Genomic DNA, 18,157 nt, shown 5'->3' with positions numbered 1-18,157 from the left:
CAAGCTGCGTCACATACTCGCTGTCGTCCCGGCCTTGAGCCGGGACCCATAACCACGACCGCGCATTGTCTTGCGAGGTTGGAGCCACAGTGCGCTTCAACAACACAATCCTGTGGTTATGGGTCCCTGCTTTCGCAGGAACGACAGCGGAGAACTTGGCACTGAGGTCATCCCGGACTTTCTCGGGTGATGACAGTGCGCCCGGATTTCGCTTCGCTCCATCCCGGCGGCAACGATCGCGTCAGTTCGCCTTCCCCAGATTCGCATGCGGCCGGCCGAAGTCGGCGGCGGCGGAATCCTGGCCGATCTCGACGATGCCGCGGCGGATCGCGCGGGTGCGGGTGAAGTGGTCGAACAACGCCTCGCCATCGCCGCGGCGGATCGCGCGGGTGAGCTTCGACAGGTCCTCGTTGAAGGTGCCGAGCATCTCCAGCACGGCCTCCTTGTTGGCGAGGAACACGTCGCGCCACATCGTCGGATCCGACGCTGCGATGCGGGTAAAGTCGCGGAAGCCGCCGGCCGAGAACTTGATCACCTCGGATTCCGTGACCTGCGCCAGCTCGTCGGCGGTGCCGACGATGGTGTAGGCGATCAGATGCGGCAAATGGCTGGTGATCGCGAGCACGAGATCATGATGATCCGGCGTCATGATCTCGACTTTGGCGCCGAGCGCGGCCCAGAAGGCGCGGAGCCGGTCCGTCGCGACGGGATCGGTGCCATCGGGCGGCGTCAGGATGCACCAGCGGTTGATGAAGAGCTCGGCGAAACCGGAATCCGGCCCCGAATGCTCGGTGCCGGCGACCGGATGCGCCGGCACGAAGTGCACGGCATCAGGCAGGTGCGGCGCCATGTCCTTGACGACCGCGCCCTTCACCGAGCCGACGTCGGAGATGATGGCGCCCGGCTTGAGGTGTGCCGCGATCTCGGCCGCGACCGGACCGCAGGCGCCGACCGGAATGCAGAGGATGACGAGATCAGCATCCTTCACCGCCTCGACATTGGTCGCGACGACCTTGTCGACGATGCCGAGCTCGGCGACGCGCGCGCGCGTCTTCTCCGAACGTGCGGTGGTGACGATCTCGCCGACCAGGCCTTGCGCGCGGGCAGCGCGCGCGATCGAACCGCCGATCAGGCCGAAGCCGATCAGCGCCAGGCGTTTGAAGAGCGGGGCAGAGGTCACGTTGGGCTCACTTTCCGGCCATGAAGTCGCGCAGGCCCTCGACCACGAGGCGGTTGGCTTCCTCGGTACCGATGGTCATGCGCAGCGCATGTGGCAGCTTGTAATTGTTCAGCGCGCGCAGCACGAGGCCGCGCCGTGTGAGATAAGCGTCGGCGTCCGCCGCGGTCTTGCCCTTGTCGGTCGGGAAATGGATCAGCACGAAGTTCGCGACGCTCGGCGTCACCTTGAGCCCGAGCTTGCCGATCTCCTCGGTCAGCCAGTTGCGCCACCTTTCGGTGTGCACCTTCGACATCTGCACATGCGCGGAGTCCTCGATCGCTGCCGCGGCCGCCAGCATCGCCGGGGTCGAGACGTTGAACGGACCGCGGATGCGGTTGCAGGCATCGACGATATGCGCCGGTCCGAACATCCAACCCACGCGCAGCGCGGCGAGTCCATGGATCTTCGAGAAGGTGTGGGTGACCACCGTGTTGTCGGTGGTGGCGACGAGCTCGATGCCGAACTCGTAATCATTGCGCGAGACGTAATCCGCATAGGCGGCGTCGAGCACCAGCAGCACCTGCGACGGCAAGGCGGCACGCAGGCGCTTGACCTCGTCGAACGGCAGATAGGTGCCGGTCGGATTGTTCGGGTTGGCGAGCCAGACCAGCTTGGTCTTTGGCGTCACCGCCTTCAGGATGGCGTCGACATCGGCGGTGAAATTGCTTTCAGCGGCGATGACGTTCTTCGCGCCGTTCGCCATGGTCGCGATCGGATAGACCAGGAAGCCGTGCGTGGTCGAGATCGCCTCGTCGCCCGGTGCGAGATAGGTATGCGCCAGCAGATTGAGGATCTCGTCGGAGCCGGCGCCGCAGATGATGCGGTCGGGATCGAGGCCGTAGGTGCGGCCGATCGCTTCGCGCAGCACGCGTGAGGAGCCCTCCGGATAATCCTCGAGATGGTCGGCGGCCTGCTTGTAGGCCGCGATCGCCTTCGGCGACGGGCCGAACGGCGTCTCGTTGGCCGACAGCTTGAACACCTTGCGCCCCGGTTCCGGCACCGGGCTCTTGCCCGGCGCGTAGGGCGCAATATCGAGGATGCCGGGGTTCGGCACGGGGCGGGACATCATCAACTCCGGACAGAGCGTTTTCCAGCGAACTGGATACCAGTTCGCGCAAGGAAACGTGTCAAAACAAGTATAGAGGCGGTCGGTCTAGCTTCTGGCCGGCCTGCCAGGAGGCACCGTATAGCGCGTTGCGTGGCTGCCGACGAGGGCCGACGAGCGGACCGAGGCGCCGGCCTCGATCAAGGCGAGCTTGATCGCCTCGAAGCCGGTCCCTGCGACCGAGATGAGCAGCGCCGCGCCGTCGAAGGCGGTGTCGGGCACCGCGACGATTTCAGCGAGCGGCGCCAGCGCGCGCGCGACGTCTGCGTTCCAGCCGGAGACGCGCACGCTCCACATCTGGACTTCCGTCACCATGGCATCGTCGGCGACCCGCGAGACCAGGAACACCGGCAGCGCGGCAGGATGGTCGGCGCGCTCGAGGAACGGCAGCCGCGCGATGATCTTCGGCGCCCCATCCGCTTCGAGCGCGTTCCACCACGGCGTGCGGCTTGCGATCGCCGAGACCAGCGCGAGGTCGCCCTTGGATTTCGCCACCGCATCGACCGCGGCTTGCGCGTTGAAATGTGCGACATAGGGCACCACAAAGCCGAAATGGAATCGCGCCGAATCCCGCATCGCGGACTCGCCGACCGAGACATCGGCATGCACCGAGAACGGCGCCTGTACGTAAGTGAAGGTCGAGATGATGACGCGCCAGATGCTCTCGATGGTGTCGAGCGGCAGGATGCCGTGATGGCGCTTCACCAGCTCGCGCATCATGCTAGCCTCGCGTGCCGGGCGGAAGGCCGAGCCGACCTCCTGGGTTTTCTTGACCTGGATCAGGCGGTCGATGATGTCGCCGCGCGCCATCAGCAGGCGGTGGACCTGCTCGTCGATGGCGTCGATCTCCTTGCGCAGGTCCTGCAGCGAAGGCGGCGACGGGGGTGGGTTGGACATCTGAAAACCTTGTGATCCGGGCGGCCCGATGACGACGTCCCTGATTAGGAAAGACCGCCGCCGAAAGCAAAGAGAAACGTCGCAGGCGTGCCTTGCGCGATCGGGGTTAACCATGGGGCGGGCGAGGCCAATCTTGACGACGCGGGGTTCAAAGACTAGTTTCCCTCGACTTCCGTGGTCATTTGAGCCGGCCGGCTTGCAGCCACGTTAAACAACTCGCTAAACAGGCCGGGGACAGATCAGCTCCCGGCCGAACCTTTGTTCAGGCCGGGTTTTTTATGGCCTGATTTCTGTTCGAGGCCTCCCGCGCGGAGGCGGGGTCGCCTAAATGAGCAACGTGCGTCCGATACCGAGCCCTTCGATCAACAGTGGTGATCGCGCCCATGAGGCCGATCATCCGTCGTCGTTGGTGGCGAAGTTCGGCATGGATCAGCCGCTGAAGCTCGATTGCGGTGTCGACCTCGCACCGTTCCAGATCGCCTACCAGACCTATGGCGAGCTCAACGCCGACCGCTCCAACGCTATCCTCATCTGCCACGCGCTGACGCTCGATCAGCATGTCGCCAATGTCCACCCGATGACCGGCAAGCCCGGCTGGTGGGAGAACATGGTCGGCCGCGGCCTGCCACTCGACATCGACCGCTACTTCATCATCTGCGCCAACGTCATCGGCGGCTGCATGGGCTCGACCGGTCCGGCCTCGACCAACCCGGCCACCGGCAAGCCGTGGGGGCTGGATTTTCCGGTCGTGACGATCCCCGACATGGTGCGCGCGCAGGCGATGCTGATCGATCGGCTCGGCATCGACATGCTGTTCTGTGTCGTCGGCGGCTCGATGGGGGGCATGCAGGTGCTGCAATGGACAGTGGCCTATCCAGAGCGGGTCTTCTCCGCACTGCCGAGCGCCTGCGCGACGCGTCATTCGGCACAGAACATCGCCTTCCACGAGTTGGGCCGGCAAGCCGTGATGGCCGATCCGAACTGGCATCAGGGCCGCTACGCCGAGAACCACACCCTGCCGCATCGCGGGCTGGCGGTGGCGCGGATGGCTGCGCACATCACCTATCTGTCGGACGCCGCCCTGCACCGCAAGTTCGGACGCCGGATGCAAGATCGCGAGCTGCCGACCTTCTCGTTCGACGCCGATTTTCAGGTCGAGAGCTATCTGCGCTACCAGGGTTCGTCGTTCGTCGAGCGCTTCGACGCCAACAGCTATCTCTATCTGACGCGTGCGATGGATTATTTCGACATCGCCGCCGACCACAACGGCGTGCTGGCGAATGCGTTCACCGGCATCAAGACGCGCTTCTGCGTGGTGTCGTTCACCAGCGACTGGCTATTTCCCACCTCGGAATCGCGCACACTGGTGCATGCGCTGAATGCGTCCAATGCGCGGGTGTCGTTTGCCGAAATCGAGACCGACAAGGGCCACGACGCGTTCCTGCTCGACGTGCCGGAATTCTTCGACATCGCGCGCGCCTTTCTGCAGGCCGCGGGCAAGGCGCGCGGGCTTAAGGATGGCGAGGGCCAGTCATGAGCATCCAGCAAACCCTGCCGCTGCCGGGCGTCGAGCACGAGCGCACCGGAAGCTTCCGCACGGACCATCTGCTGGTTGCCGACATGGTGGCTTCGGGTTCGCGCGTGCTCGATGTTGGCTGCGGCGACGGCGACCTCTTGGAGCTGCTGGAGAGCCGCGGCATCGACGGCCGCGGCATCGAGCTGTCGCGCGAGGGCGTCAACCGCTGCGTCGCCAAGGGGCTCGCGGTGGTGCAAGGCGATGCCGACACCGACCTCGCCAACTATCCCGACGACGCCTTCGACTACGTGATCCTGTCGCAGACCCTGCAGGCGACGCGGCAGCCGAAAGTGGTGCTGGAGAATCTGCTGCGCATCGGTCATCGCGCGATCGTCTCGTTCCCGAATTTCGGATTCTGGAAGATGCGGTTGCAGCTCCTGATCGGCGGCCACATGCCGCGCACCGAGAACCTGCCGGCGACCTGGTACGACACCGCCAACATCCATTTCTGCACCATCAAGGACTTCGTGCAGCTCTGCGACGAGATCAACGTCAAGATGGAGCGCGCGGTGGCGCTCGATCTTTACGGCCGTCCGGTGCCGCTCAATCTGCCCTGGTGGGTCTGGAACATGTTCGGCGAACAGGGCGTGTTCCTGCTGAGCCGGGGCGGTGTGAAATAGCTGCCGTCATTGCGAGGAGCGAAGTGGCGAAGCAATCCATCTCTCCGCATGTGCGGGCGAATGGAATGCTTCGCGGAGCCTGTCATCCGGCGGCGCTCCGCGCCGACCGGGTGGCTCGCACTGACGATCTGTCAAACCGATACTGCCACCAGCGAGCGCGGATCGCGCACCGGCCAGCGGCCGGCCTCGACCAGCGCGATGAAGCGTTCCACCATCTCGTTGAACAGCGCGGGCTCCTCGAGATTGAGCACGTGGCCCGACTTCGGGAAGAAAGCGAGGCCTGCCGCCGGCAGATGCTTCTTGAGGAACATGCTGGGTTCGATGCAATTGTCGTCCTCGTCGCCGCACAGGATCAGTGCCGGCGTCGGCACGCGCCGGATCGCCTCGGTCATGGTGTAGATCGAGGGGCGGCCGCCTTGGAAGCTGCGCATCGTGTTGGCGGATCCTTTGGCGTCATGTCGGGCCAGCGCCGCGTAGAAATCGGCATGCCCGCGCGGGTCCTTCAGCAGAAACGGAATCCGGCTTGGCGCCTCGCGCGTGACCTTCGCGACCTCGACCGAGCCGATCGCCTCATACTGCTCGGCATTGGCGCGGCACTGCGCGCGGAAAGCGTCGAGATTCTCCAGGCTGGAGCCGGAGCCGACAGCGGCCAGTGTCATCGAGAGTGCGCGCTCCGGCGCGTTGAGAGCAACCTGCAATGACGAATAAGAGCCCATCGAAAGGCCGACGAAATGCGCTTTGGCGATGCCGAGGTGGTCGAGCACCGCAAGCGCGTCGGTATAGAAATGCCGGTACGTATAGACGTCGGCGTTCGGCGGCACGTCCGACGGCGTGTAGCCGCGCGCGGAATAGGCGATGCAGCGGTGGCCGCGGGAGAAATACCGCATCTGCGGCTCCCAATTGGTGTGGTCCGCGGCGAACTCATGCAGGAAAATGATCGGGCTCCCGCTACCCGCCTCTTCGAAATGGAGGCGGACATTATCTTTCGTGACGGCCGCTGGCATCTGAATTTCCTTCCCGTAGGCGGCGCTAGATTTGCAATTAATTTCCCAAGCTGCAATGCGCGGCAATTCTGGAATTCTGCGCGTCGTTAGATCTGCGCGGAATGACCCAGAGATCGTTTCCGCAGTGCCGCATGCAGCCTTCCTTTCGCCACATCTCGATTTTCAAACCACACCGTGTTCCCCAGGGAACACCGTGGGGATGGGGGTATCACAGAGGATCTCGTGAAAGTATGATTCAGTTGTTTGCGTATTGCCGGTCGCTTCGTCTCGTCGCGCTGGCTCTGGGTTCGCTTGCTCTCGCCTTCGTTTCCGCCGCTCCTGCTTCCGCCCGTCCACACCATTCACGTCACCCGCATTCGGCCCATGCCGGCCATCACGCGCGCCACCACGCCGCCCATCATCACTATCGGCATGCATCGCGCCTTTCGCGCTGGGAGCGCGGCGTCGCGCGGATGCAGAGCCGTGATCTCGCCGATGCCAACGCCAGCGTGACGCCGGACACGGTCGCCGCGACCGAAACAAGCAGCTTCGGTTCGTCCGGTCTCGTGGCCGAGGCACGTCGCTATCTCGGCGGCAATCCGACCAGCCGCTCGAGCCTGTGGTGCGCGCGCTTCATGAACATGGTGCTGAAGGGGTCGGGCTATCGTGGCACCGGCTCCGACATGGCGAGCTCGTTCGCCCATTACGGCCAGCGCGTTTCCGGACCACAGGTCGGCGCCATCGCTGTGATGAGCCGCCGCGGCGGCGGTCATGTCGGCATCATCACCGGCATCGATGCCAAGGGCAATCCGATCATGATCTCGGGCAACAACGGCAACCGCGTCCGCGAAGCGCCGGTGTCACGCGGCCGGATCTATGCCTACGTGATGCCGACGAACTGAGTTGGAGTGGGGTGGGTAGAGCAACGACAAAAGGGGTGATGGGTTTCGCTGCGCTCTACCCATCCTGCGCGATTACGAGAAGCACCTAAACCAGCGTCGGCTGTTCGGCGGCAATGGTGTCGCCGATGGCCGCACTGCCGTCGCCGATGATCTCGGCGTAGACACCGCATTCGTTGTTGCCGAAGCGCTGCATCAGCATGTTCGGAATAGAGAGGTCGCGCACGCCGGTGTCGGGATCGACATTGACCGCGGCGCAGCGGGTGATGCGCTTCACCACCTTGGCCCGCGCGCTGCCGATCGCGATGGTCTGGTCGAGCAGGCCGGCCTCATGCCAGGCAGGCCAGCCATCGACATACAGGTTGGCGCGAAAGCGCAACGGATGGACCGGCGCCTGCACCATGGTCTCGATCGCGCGCAGGCTCGCGAGATTGATGATCGAGACCACCTTGCGTGCGACGTCGGAGAAGCTGTGGCCGGGGCTCGTCAGCACCTTGGGCGGTCCCTTGATCTCACCGGCGTGTTGAGCGGCGAAATAGCGCTCGATCGCCACACGGCCTTCTGCCGTCTCGAGATCGCCTTGGGCCACCACGGCGCCATCTCGCCGCAGCGTGAGCACGTGGCTGTCATCGTCGAAATGGGCCCGCAGCGGCGCCAGCCACTCGTCCCGCTGCAGCATCAGGAAGTGCGGCTTGGGCAGCCAGTTCGGCGCCGCTGGATCGAAGCCACTCGGGCCGTTCTCGATCGCGTAGCGTCGGTCGGACCGCAGCGTCTGGCCTGTCCTGAGCTCCGCATGGGGCAGGGGTTCGGGCGTGAGGCCCTTGACGGGATAGCGGTAGATGCCGGCGATCCTGGCGGCGGAGGTATGCGTGTTGTCCATCTGCCCCATCTAACCTGTTTGAGGCGCGACGAGAACCTCCGGGAACAGGAAAACGGCTAGTCGCCGCGCGCAGCTCCGGGTGCGTCCAGCACGCGCTGCATGAACACGAGATCGAGCCAGCGGCCGAACTTGCGGCCGATCTCCGGCATCCGCGCCACCTCGACGAAGCCCATGTCGGCATGCAGCCGGAGCGAGGCCTGATTGCCACCGTCGATCCCGGCGATCAGGACGTGCTTGCCAAGCGCGGTTGCGGCGACCGCCAGCTCTTCGACGATCAAGCGCCCGAGTCCACGGCCGCGGTGGTCGGCATGGATATAGACGCTGTGCTCGACGCTGTAGCGGTAGCCCGGCCAAGCCCGGAAGTCGCCGAATGTGCCATAGCCGAGGACAGTTGGTCCCTCGGCGGCGACCAGCACCGGATATCCGAGCGCCTGTCTTGCCTTCATCCACCCCAGCCGTTCGGCCTCGCTGACCTGCTGCTCCGTCCAGACCGCGTTCGAGTTGGCGACCGCCTCGTTGTAGATCGCGGTGATCGCAGGGATGTCGTGCTCGGTGGCGGGGCGGATGGTCATTGCGGGTTCCTCGATCGGACCTCTTGAATGAACCTGATCGTCTACTATATAAGACGACATGTCAATTATAGAGGACAAGGCCGACGAAACCCTGGGACGGCGCGTGCGCGCCGAGCGGGAGGGTCGTGGCTGGTCGCTTGCGGAGCTTGCCGGCCGGGCTGGCGTGTCCAAGGCCATGCTCAGCAAGATCGAGCGGGCCGAGGCGAGCCCGACGGCGGCGACGCTGTCGCGGATTGCGACGGCCTATGGCCTGACCATGGCCGCGCTGTTCGAGACGACAGTGCCAGCAGGCTCCCGCCTGCAGCGCGCCAACGATCAGCCGATCTGGCGCGATCCGAAGGCGGCCTATCTGCGGCGACAGGTGTTCCTGCATCCTGCCAATCCACTGGAGCTGGTCGAGATCGAGCTTCCGGCCGCGCAGGAGGTCGGTTTCCCCGCCAGCGCCTATCATCTGATCCGTCAGGTGGTCTGGGTCATCGACGGCCGCCTCATCCTGATGGAGGGAGCGGTCCGTCACGAGCTCGCTGCGGGCGACCGTATCGAGCTTGGCCCGCCGTCGGACATCGTCTTCCGTAATGAGAGTGCTCAGTCCTGCCGCTACCTCGTCGCCATCGTGCGGCGCTGAGCTCGACCGGGCGAAATCACAGGCTGTGGCTCTTCCGTTTTGGAACCAAGTGCCCACATCTGCGGCAAGCCTAAGAAATGATGGCGACGACCAGAGGCTGGTTGAGGAAGTCAACGCGGCCCGCGGAAACCCAATGAAGATGCCGTTGTCATGCCTTCGCGCGTGGTCCGCGAAAGTGTGTGCGGTTTCGCGACAAGACCACGCGCAAACCTAAAGGTTTGGGCGCGATCGGACGCAAAACCGGTGCCCACTTTTGCTGATCGCGCCCCGGGTGGTGACGGCAGGCCGAGGGAAAACGAATGAACATTGAGAAGTACACCGAGCGTGCGCGCGGATTCATCCAGTCTGCCCAGTCGCTCGCAATGCGCGATGGCCACCAGCAGTTCTCGCCGTTGCATCTGCTGAAAGTGCTGCTGGACGATAGCGAGGGGCTCGCCGGCGGTCTGATCGACCGCGCCGGCGGCAATTCCAGAGCGATCCTGAAAGCGACCGAAGAGGCGCTGAACAAGCTGCCGAAAGTGTCGGGAAGCGGTGCCGGGCAGGTCTACCTGTCTCCGGAGCTGGCGCGCGCCTTCGATGCGGCCGAGAAGGCTGCCGACAAGGCCGGCGACAGCTTCGTCACCGTCGAGCGGCTGCTGCTCGGGCTCGCGCTCGAGAAGAACAGCGAGGTCGCAACCATCCTGAGCAAGGGCGGCGTCTCGCCGCAGAGCCTGAACGCGGCGATTGAAGCGCTGCGCAAGGGCCGCACGGCAGATTCGGCGACCGCCGAAAACGCCTATGACGCGATGAAGAAATATGCTCGCGACCTGACCCAGGCTGCGCGCGACGGCAAGCTCGATCCGGTGATCGGCCGCGACGAGGAGATCCGCCGCACCATCCAGGTGCTGTCGCGGCGAACCAAGAACAACCCGGTGCTGATCGGTGAGCCCGGTGTCGGCAAGACCGCGATCGTCGAGGGCCTGGCGTTGCGCGTCCTCAATGGAGATGTGCCTGAGAGCCTGAAGGACAAGAAGCTCCTGTCGCTCGACATGGGCGCGCTGATTGCCGGCGCGAAATATCGCGGCGAGTTCGAGGAGCGGCTGAAGGCGGTGCTGCAGGAGGTCTCGTCCGCCGAGGGCGGCATCATCCTGTTCATCGACGAGATGCACACGCTGATCGGCGCCGGCAAGGCCGACGGCGCGATGGACGCGTCCAACCTGTTGAAGCCGGCGCTCGCCCGCGGCGAGCTGCACTGCATCGGCGCAACCACGCTCGACGAATATCGCAAGCATGTCGAGAAGGATGCCGCGCTGGCGCGGCGGTTCCAGCCGATCTACGTCAGCGAGCCCACCGTCGAGGACACGATCTCGATTCTGCGCGGCCTGAAGGACAAGTACGAGCAGCATCACGGCGTCCGCATCACTGACTCCGCGTTGGTGGCCGCGACCACGCTGTCGAACCGCTACATCACCGACCGCTTCCTGCCCGACAAGGCCATCGACCTGATGGACGAGGCGGCGGCGCGGCTGAAGATGCAGGTCGATTCCAAACCGGAAGAGCTCGATTCGCTCGACCGCGACATCATCCGGCTCAAGATCGAGCAGGAGGCGCTGAAGAAGGAGAGCGATGCCGGCTCCAAGAGCCGCCTGCAGACGCTAGAGAAGGAGCTCGCCGAACTCGAGGAGAGGTCGGCGGCGCTAACGGCGCGCTGGAGCGCGGAGAAGAACAAGCTCTCCAATGCACAGAAACTGAAGAGCGAGCTCGATGCGCTCCGCGTCGAACTCGCCAACGCGCAGCGCCGCGGCGAATTCCAGAAGGCGGGCGAACTGGCCTATGGCCGGATTCCTGAGCTGGAGAAGAAGCTTGCCGAGATCGAGGCCAAGGAGAGCGGCAAGCAGAACGACAGCGGGATGATGGAGGAGGCGGTGACCGCCAACCACATCGCGCAGGTCGTCTCGCGCTGGACCGGCGTGCCGGTCGACAAGATGCTCGAGGGCGAAAAGGACAAGCTCCTGAGAATGGAGGATTCGCTTGCCAAGCGCGTTGTCGGTCAGGCCGAGGCCGTTCATGCGGTGGCAACCGCCGTGCGCCGTGCGCGTGCCGGCCTGCAGGATCCGAACCGGCCGACCGGCTCGTTCATGTTCTTGGGCCCTACGGGCGTCGGCAAGACGGAGCTGACCAAGGCGCTCGCCGCTGACCTGTTCAACGATGAGACCGCAATGGTGCGCCTCGATATGTCCGAGTTCATGGAGAAGCACTCGGTCTCGCGACTGATCGGCGCGCCTCCCGGCTATGTCGGATACGACGAGGGCGGAGCTCTGACCGAAGCCGTGCGGCGCAGGCCCTATCAGGTCGTGCTGTTCGACGAGATCGAGAAAGCGCATCCCGACGTGTTCAACGTGCTGCTGCAGGTGCTCGATGACGGCCGTCTGACCGACGGCCAGGGCCGCACCGTCGACTTCCGCAACACGCTGATTATCATGACATCGAACCTCGGTTCGGAATTCCTGGTGAACCAGCCGGAGGGCGAGGACACGTCCGCGGTCCGCGACCAGGTGATGGGCGTCGTGCGTTCGCATTTCCGGCCGGAGTTCCTGAACCGCATCGACGAGATCATCCTGTTCCACCGGTTGCAAAAGAGCGAGATGGGCCGGATCGTCGAGATCCAGTTCGCGCGGCTCACCAAGCTGCTCGAGGATCGCAAGATCGAGCTCGAGCTCGACGCCAAGGCGCGGGACTGGCTCGCCGAGAAGGGCTGGGATCCGGCCTACGGCGCTCGCCCGTTGAAGCGGGTGATCCAGCGCAGCGTGCAGGATCCGCTCGCCGAGATGATCCTCGCCGGCGAGGTCAAGGATGGCGATCGCGTGGTGATCTCGGAGAAAGGCAACGTGCTGACCTTCAACGGTCGCGTGCCCAACACCGCCGAGATCGTGCAGTTCGAGACGCCCGTCCCGAAGCGCAAGCTGAACTGATCACCTCACCAATCTGGATGCAGCCTGGCGACAGGCTGCATCCATCGATCGCACGGTCATGTGTCGCGCCGTGGTTCCCGATAGCTCGCCGAAGTTTAATGAAACTGCTTGCGAGCGGCCGCCGTTTGCCATTCAGCCCGATCGGTTGGCGCGGCAATATCCACGGTGCTGCCTCCGAAAATAGAATTGGGCTTGGTATTCGCGTGATCGCGAAACCGCGCCGCCGATCCCTCTCACAGGAAGGTGTATCTGATGAGCAGGGAACTGACCGCCCACAACCGGCCCGTCTATGACGGGCTCCACCCGTATGTCTATGGCCTGGCCGCCGGCCTCGTCGCATGGTTTGCGCTCGCGGCGTGGCTCCTGTTCGATCGCAAGAGCGATATCGAGCTTTCGCTTGCGATGGTCAGCGTGCTGCTGTTCGTCGCGGTGCTGCTGCCGTGGCTGCTGTCGCTGATCTGGCAAAAACATCGCCGTCCGCTCGATGCGCATCAGCAGACGGTCCCGTTCCGCGAATGGCGCGCTGCCGATTTCGCAGTGTGGGGCAGCACGCTCAATAGCACCCATGCCGCGATTGATATGTTGTTGCCGCTCGCGGCCGTCGCCTTCGGATTGACCGCGATCGGAATCGTATTCCTGGTCTGTGCGAGCCTTGCGCCGTAGCGGTCATTCCTGCGGAGCGGCGCTCGGCGGAGCCGGATCGTCATCCTCGCTGGGTTCGAGCTCGGAAAGGATGTCGACCAGTTCTCGGGCGCGGCCGGTGGCGAGCGGCTTGCCGGCATTCATCAGCGGCTCGTCATTGGCGAGCCAGGCCTGGGCTTCGGCAAGCTCGGTGACGGTTGCGCCCGATGCGATGATCCTGGCGATCGTCACGTCGTCGGCTTGGCCGACAGCCTTCAACACGTCGTCGCGGGTAAGCCGGGTCATGATTGCAAATCCTCATTGGGCACAGAGATGCCCTTACCCGCAGACCATCGCGGTCGGCGGGTAAGGATCCACGAGTTCTTCAATGCCTTAGCTGTGCGTCGTGAGCCGTGGCGGATGCTGGGACATTGCCCAGAGCTCGATCGCGGCGAGGACCGCGACGGCGATGCCAATGACCACGTGCACGGTCATCGGGGTGGTGCTTCCCTGGAAGCCAAGAACCCAGGGCGAGACCAGCGCCCAAAGCCCGACGATGAGGTTCAGCCACTCCTCCCACACCGCAAATGCCGCAAGCGCGGCGATCGCAAGAATCGCCATGACGAGGCCGACGATATGGGCGTTGGTGGAAACCGCTCCGTCGTCGAACTTGAACAGCCACGGCGACACGAAAAGAATCGCGCCGAGGATCAGGTTCGCGACGTCGCACAGTTTTGCGTTCGTCCAGTTCTCCATGACAACCCTCCATTGGAGGTTTCACCTACGAGTCAACTGGGCGGCGCCCGCACAGGTTCCGGTCTTGTTCCGCTAAATTTGGCTGAAATCGCCGCCATCAGGGCTCCGCAGGCGCCTGTTGCGACGCGCCACCCGGTTCCAATGGCGGCGTAGTGGCGTGCTCAGGCGGCTCGTACAGGCCCTCGGGGATGCGATCAGCGATTGCTGATGGAGCGCGTCATTGGAGCGCTGCCGGTGGCGTCGGAGACGATGCGCGAGTTGCCGCGGCTGTTCATCTGGGTGTCGATCCGGTCGCGCTCCTTTTCGAAGGCGGCCAGCATCGGGCCTTCGAGCGAACGGCCGCGCGGCAGTTTCACGCGCATTGGGTCGACGAAGCGGCCGTTGACCAGGATTTCGTAATGGACGTGCGGACCGGTTGACTGACCGGTCGAGCCGACGAAGCCGATCACCTGGCCCTGCCGCACCTTCTTGCCGGCCTCCATGCCCTTCGCGAAAGCCGACAGATGGCCATAGGCGGTCTCGTAGCCATTGGCGTGCTTGATCCGGATATACTTGCCGTAGCCGCCCTCGAGTTCAGCCTTCTCGACCACGCCGTTGCCGGAGGCGAAGATCGGCGTGCCGTAGGCGGTCGCCCAGTCGACGCCGGTGTGCATCTTCACATAGCCGAGGATCGGATGGCGCCGGGCGCCGAAGCCCGAGCGCATGATCGCGTTGTTGACCGGCTTGCGCACCAGGAACTTCTTCGCGCTCTTGCCGCTCTCGTCATAGTAGTCGACCAGTCCGTCGTCGGAGCTCTGGAAGCGGTAGTATTTCTTGGTCTCGCCGCCCACCGTCAGCGCAGCGTAGAGCACCTCGGTCTTGTCGGTGCTCGTCGTGCCTTCATCCTCGCCGGCATAGAACACGTCGAAGGAATCGCCGGGCTGCACCTTGCGCTGGAAGTCGACGTCGTAGGAGTAGATGCGGACCATGTCCTCGATGACCGTCGGCGGCACCTTGTTGCGCAGCGCGGTCTCGTAAATGCTCTGATAGAGCCGCACGCCGCTGCCGTCATCCTCGTCATCGTCGCTGGAATTGTCCGCCGTATCGGTGACTGTGTTCATGCTCTGCGCGTCGACAGCGACATATTTGCCCATGTCGGACAGCGCGGCCACGGCTTCGATGACCGAATCGTTGGCCACGATCACGCGATAGGGTTGTAGCCGTACGCCCGGTCCCGGCGCGGCCGGCGCCATCAGGATCCGCACCTTCTGGCCTTCCTTCAGGCCGCCATCGCGGCCGCGCGGACCGAGATTCGCGGCGATCGCCCTGGCTTCGTCGGGCGTCGCGCCCTGATCGCGCAGGATGGAAACGATGGTGTCGCCCTTCTTGACGACATGGACGCGCTCGCCGACCGGATTGCCGCCGGTGACCTGCTCCTTGGTCTTCGGCAGCAAGGTGACGTTCTCCGGCACCACGCGGGTCTCGAAGCCCGCATAGGGATCGGAGACATTGCCCTCGGCCGCGTAGGCCATCCTCATGTCCGAGGCGCCGGACGCGTCGGCCGTGGCATTCGCGAGCGTGTAACGGACCGATCCGCCGGAGCCGCGCCAGTTCGCGGCGTCGCGTACCCGCATCAGGACGTCGTCGAGCGGGACGATGGCGGCGAGCTTCGCCTTCGGCAGCACGCTGCTGAGATCCTTGGTGACGAAGGAGACCTCGGCATCGGGCTCGACGGCCTCGGGATTGTTGGGATCCTCGGCGGTGGCCGGGGTGTTGGTGCCGACGTCCGCCAGCAAACGCTGGGCGTTGAATGGCGGGACCTTCGCCGACAGATCGCTCGTGGTCATCGCGAGATTGCCGGAAATGCGGATGAACGGCCGCACCCGCATCACGTCGCGATTGCCGACGCGGGTCACCGTCGAGACGCGCATCAAGGTGCGGGAGGCTGACGAATCGCTCGGCGGCGGCAGACGATCGCCCTTGTGCAGGCTGACGACGCGATCGGTGGCGCCAAGCGCGCCGCGCAGCGCGCTCTCGACGCGCTCGGGCACTTTGGCAAACGTCATCTCGCCATCGAGCGACGCAAAAACGGCGCCGCCGATCAGGGCCGCGCCGCATAGTCCGGTCAGAATCGTGCCGCTGAACCACTGAACGGAGACACGGCGGCGATCAATCACCGCGGCCTCGGTGCCGTCGACGGAAAGCGGCGGTTCGTGGCCGAGATCGATCATCCCGGTCTCGCGCCCATAACCGCTGCCGCGTGACGCCCGTTGGCTCAACCCAGTGTCCCCCCAAATTCCACCAACATGCGATCGACCCTTCGCTCGTCCCGTGTCCCGCCTTAGCCCTCTAGAGAGGGATTGCGGCAACGTAGCGAGCCACTCGCATCGAAGTCCGGGAGACGATGGCCATTAGCTAGCCGCTATCTCGAACGTCAATGGTGTGCAGATCTCTCGATGTTGCTCGGCCGTGAAGGAGGAGAGGCGACGGGTTCTTGGAGAAATCGCCTGTTCCCCCCGAAAAGCCGCCCGAGCCCCCACAGGTTTCGAGCGGTTCAGTGCATAACTATCGTCAGAACGTCGCAGGATTATGGCTCAAGTGCGGCGTAAGGTCCCCAAAAATCAGGGGCTTTTCCGCACCTGAAAAAAGTTTGTCGTCGTGCGACGATTTTCTGACAATGGGCGTTGACAAGCCGGAAGGGGCCGGCCTATAAGGCACCCACTGAGCGCGGCGCTGCATTGGCCCTCGGGGCCAAGGCAAGCATTCGCGCCCTTGATGCTCCTCACCTCGATGAGTGACGCAACGGTCGACTTAGTATAGGTCGGCTGGGGTTCACCGTCGGTTGCTGAGAGCGAAACCACCCTATAGGGTGTGGGGTCTTCGGATCCCGGGCTGTTTGACAAGTGAAGATGAAGAAAGAGAAACGTGGACGGCGGAGTCCTTGCGTCTCTCGGAACATCTGAAAGCTTCGGCTTTCGTTGTCTGAGAGTGGACGAAAGACTTCGGCGGTACACGTTTTAAAGGTTACACCATCGCTGCCAGCGATGTGAATCGTGGGCAGCTTGCCGGCTTCGGCCGGTGAAGAATGGTGGGACCTCGTCAAACGTTGTGATCAGCCGGTTCAAGGTTTCAAGTCCAACTTGAGAGTTTGATCCTGGCTCAGAGCGAACGCTGGCGGCAGGCTTAACACATGCAAGTCGAGCGGGCGTAGCAATACGTCAGCGGCAGACGGGTGAGTAACGCGTGGGAACGTACCTTTTGGTTCGGAACAACTGAGGGAAACTTCAGCTAATACCGGATAAGCCCTAACGGGGAAAGATTTATCGCCGAAAGATCGGCCCGCGTCTGATTAGCTAGTTGGTGAGGTAATGGCTCACCAAGGCGACGATCAGTAGCTGGTCTGAGAGGATGATCAGCCACATTGGGACTGAGACACGGCCCAAACTCCTACGGGAGGCAGCAGTGGGGAATATTGGACAATGGGCGCAAGCCTGATCCAGCCATGCCGCGTGAGTGATGAAGGCCCTAGGGTTGTAAAGCTCTTTTGTGCGGGAAGATAATGACGGTACCGCAAGAATAAGCCCCGGCTAACTTCGTGCCAGCAGCCGCGGTAATACGAAGGGGGCTAGCGTTGCTCGGAATCACTGGGCGTAAAGGGTGCGTAGGCGGGTCTTTAAGTCAGGGGTGAAATCCTGGAGCTCAACTCCAGAACTGCCTTTGATACTGAGGATCTTGAGTTCGGGAGAGGTGAGTGGAACTGCGAGTGTAGAGGTGAAATTCGTAGATATTCGCAAGAACACCAGTGGCGAAGGCGGCTCACTGGCCCGATACTGACGCTGAGGCACGAAAGCGTGGGGAGCAAACAGGATTAGATACCCTGGTAGTCCACGCCGTAAACGATGAATGCCAGCCGTTAGTGGGTTTACTCACTAGTGGCGCAGCTAACGCTTTAAGCATTCCGCCTGGGGAGTACGGTCGCAAGATTAAAACTCAAAGGAATTGACGGGGGCCCGCACAAGCGGTGGAGCATGTGGTTTAATTCGACGCAACGCGCAGAACCTTACCAGCCCTTGACATCCCGGTCGCGGACTCCAGAGACGGAGTTCTTCAGTTCGGCTGGACCGGAGACAGGTGCTGCATGGCTGTCGTCAGCTCGTGTCGTGAGATGTTGGGTTAAGTCCCGCAACGAGCGCAACCCCCGTCCTTAGTTGCTACCATTTAGTTGAGCACTCTAAGGAGACTGCCGGTGATAAGCCGCGAGGAAGGTGGGGATGACGTCAAGTCCTCATGGCCCTTACGGGCTGGGCTACACACGTGCTACAATGGCGGTGACAATGGGATGCTAAGGGGCGACCCTTCGCAAATCTCAAAAAGCCGTCTCAGTTCGGATTGGGCTCTGCAACTCGAGCCCATGAAGTTGGAATCGCTAGTAATCGTGGATCAGCACGCCACGGTGAATACGTTCCCGGGCCTT

15 protein-coding genes, 1 rRNA gene and 1 riboswitch (1 of these 17 running past the window's edge) are annotated in these 18,157 nt (G+C 63.6%); of the genes, 7 read left to right on the top strand and 9 right to left on the bottom strand.

Annotated features, from left to right (window positions below; translation table 11 throughout):
• Nucleotides 1–241 precede the first annotated feature (241 nt).
• The 3 genes from P6U30_RS34320 to P6U30_RS34310 all read right to left on the bottom strand — a co-directional run bounded on the left by P6U30_RS34320 (nt 242) and on the right by P6U30_RS34310 (nt 3,221).
• Nucleotides 242–1,180 carry a prephenate/arogenate dehydrogenase family protein gene (locus tag P6U30_RS34320; RefSeq protein WP_407167111.1) on the bottom strand — a complete coding sequence of 313 codons (939 nt, stop codon included), beginning with the start codon at nt 1,178–1,180 and terminating at the stop codon, nt 242–244.
• A 7-nt stretch (nt 1,181–1,187) separates the two neighbouring features.
• Nucleotides 1,188–2,285: a histidinol-phosphate transaminase gene (gene hisC / locus P6U30_RS34315; RefSeq protein ID WP_407167110.1), complete on the bottom strand. Its 1,098-nt coding sequence runs from the start codon at nt 2,283–2,285 to the stop codon at nt 1,188–1,190.
• An 87-nt stretch (nt 2,286–2,372) separates the two neighbouring features.
• Nucleotides 2,373–3,221: a chorismate mutase gene (locus P6U30_RS34310; protein ID WP_407167109.1), complete on the bottom strand. Its 849-nt coding sequence runs from the start codon at nt 3,219–3,221 to the stop codon at nt 2,373–2,375.
• Between the two features lie 164 nt (nt 3,222–3,385).
• Nucleotides 3,386–3,465, top strand: a riboswitch (SAM riboswitch).
• A gap of 84 nt (nt 3,466–3,549) precedes the next feature.
• Here P6U30_RS34310 and P6U30_RS34305 point away from each other — a divergent pair.
• Entirely contained in the window at nt 3,550–4,758 is a 1,209-nt protein-coding gene (locus P6U30_RS34305) for a homoserine O-acetyltransferase (protein WP_407167108.1), read from the top strand.
• Nucleotides 4,755–5,417, top strand: coding sequence for a methionine biosynthesis protein MetW (gene metW, locus P6U30_RS34300; protein WP_407148890.1), 663 nt, complete (start codon nt 4,755–4,757; stop codon nt 5,415–5,417). Before P6U30_RS34305 ends, metW begins: the two co-directional genes overlap by 4 nt.
• Before the next feature lie 131 nt (nt 5,418–5,548).
• Here metW and P6U30_RS34295 read toward each other — a convergent pair whose 3' ends face one another.
• Nucleotides 5,549–6,421: an alpha/beta fold hydrolase gene (locus tag P6U30_RS34295; RefSeq protein ID WP_407167107.1), complete on the bottom strand. Its 873-nt coding sequence runs from the start codon at nt 6,419–6,421 to the stop codon at nt 5,549–5,551.
• Between the two features lie 230 nt (nt 6,422–6,651).
• On the opposite strand from P6U30_RS34295, the gene P6U30_RS34290 reads away from it, so the two are divergent.
• Nucleotides 6,652–7,302 (top strand): TIGR02594 family protein, encoded by a 651-nt coding sequence (locus tag P6U30_RS34290; RefSeq protein WP_407167106.1) that lies wholly within the window; start codon nt 6,652–6,654, stop codon nt 7,300–7,302.
• A gap of 85 nt (nt 7,303–7,387) precedes the next feature.
• On the opposite strand, the gene P6U30_RS34285 is transcribed toward P6U30_RS34290, so the two are convergent.
• Nucleotides 7,388–8,179: an MOSC domain-containing protein gene (locus tag P6U30_RS34285; protein ID WP_407167105.1), complete on the bottom strand. Its 792-nt coding sequence runs from the start codon at nt 8,177–8,179 to the stop codon at nt 7,388–7,390.
• Nucleotides 8,180–8,235: 56 nt separating this feature from the next.
• On the bottom strand, nt 8,236–8,751 hold the full coding sequence (locus tag P6U30_RS34280; RefSeq protein WP_407167104.1) for a GNAT family N-acetyltransferase: 516 nt from the start codon (nt 8,749–8,751) through the stop codon (nt 8,236–8,238).
• A 58-nt stretch (nt 8,752–8,809) separates the two neighbouring features.
• On the opposite strand from P6U30_RS34280, the gene P6U30_RS34275 reads away from it, so the two are divergent.
• From P6U30_RS34275 to P6U30_RS34265, 3 genes are all read left to right on the top strand, one after another.
• Nucleotides 8,810–9,376: a helix-turn-helix domain-containing protein gene (locus P6U30_RS34275; RefSeq protein WP_407167103.1), complete on the top strand. Its 567-nt coding sequence runs from the start codon at nt 8,810–8,812 to the stop codon at nt 9,374–9,376.
• Nucleotides 9,377–9,675: 299 nt separating this feature from the next.
• Nucleotides 9,676–12,327, top strand: coding sequence for an ATP-dependent chaperone ClpB (gene clpB / locus P6U30_RS34270; protein WP_407167102.1), 2,652 nt, complete (start codon nt 9,676–9,678; stop codon nt 12,325–12,327).
• A gap of 252 nt (nt 12,328–12,579) precedes the next feature.
• Entirely contained in the window at nt 12,580–12,990 is a 411-nt protein-coding gene (locus P6U30_RS34265) for a hypothetical protein (protein WP_407167101.1), read from the top strand.
• Nucleotides 12,991–12,993: 3 nt separating this feature from the next.
• Here the strand turns inward: P6U30_RS34265 and P6U30_RS34260 are convergent, their stop codons facing one another.
• From P6U30_RS34260 to P6U30_RS34250, 3 genes are all read right to left on the bottom strand, one after another.
• Nucleotides 12,994–13,254: a hypothetical protein gene (locus tag P6U30_RS34260; protein ID WP_407167100.1), complete on the bottom strand. Its 261-nt coding sequence runs from the start codon at nt 13,252–13,254 to the stop codon at nt 12,994–12,996.
• 87 nt (nt 13,255–13,341) lie between these two features.
• On the bottom strand, nt 13,342–13,704 hold the full coding sequence (locus tag P6U30_RS34255) for an SPW repeat protein (protein ID WP_407167099.1): 363 nt from the start codon (nt 13,702–13,704) through the stop codon (nt 13,342–13,344).
• 194 nt (nt 13,705–13,898) lie between these two features.
• Nucleotides 13,899–15,962 carry a M23 family metallopeptidase gene (locus P6U30_RS34250; RefSeq protein ID WP_407167098.1) on the bottom strand — a complete coding sequence of 688 codons (2,064 nt, stop codon included), beginning with the start codon at nt 15,960–15,962 and terminating at the stop codon, nt 13,899–13,901.
• An 857-nt stretch (nt 15,963–16,819) separates the two neighbouring features.
• Here P6U30_RS34250 and P6U30_RS34245 point away from each other — a divergent pair.
• A 16S ribosomal RNA gene (locus P6U30_RS34245) occupies nt 16,820–18,157 on the top strand; it runs 151 nt beyond the window's last position.

The organism is Bradyrhizobium sp. ORS 111 (genome assembly GCF_045571485.1).
Taxonomy (GTDB): domain Bacteria; phylum Pseudomonadota; class Alphaproteobacteria; order Rhizobiales; family Xanthobacteraceae; genus Bradyrhizobium.
The sequence above is the reverse complement of the archived record's forward strand: the minus strand, read 5'-3'. Positions and strand labels throughout refer to the sequence as shown.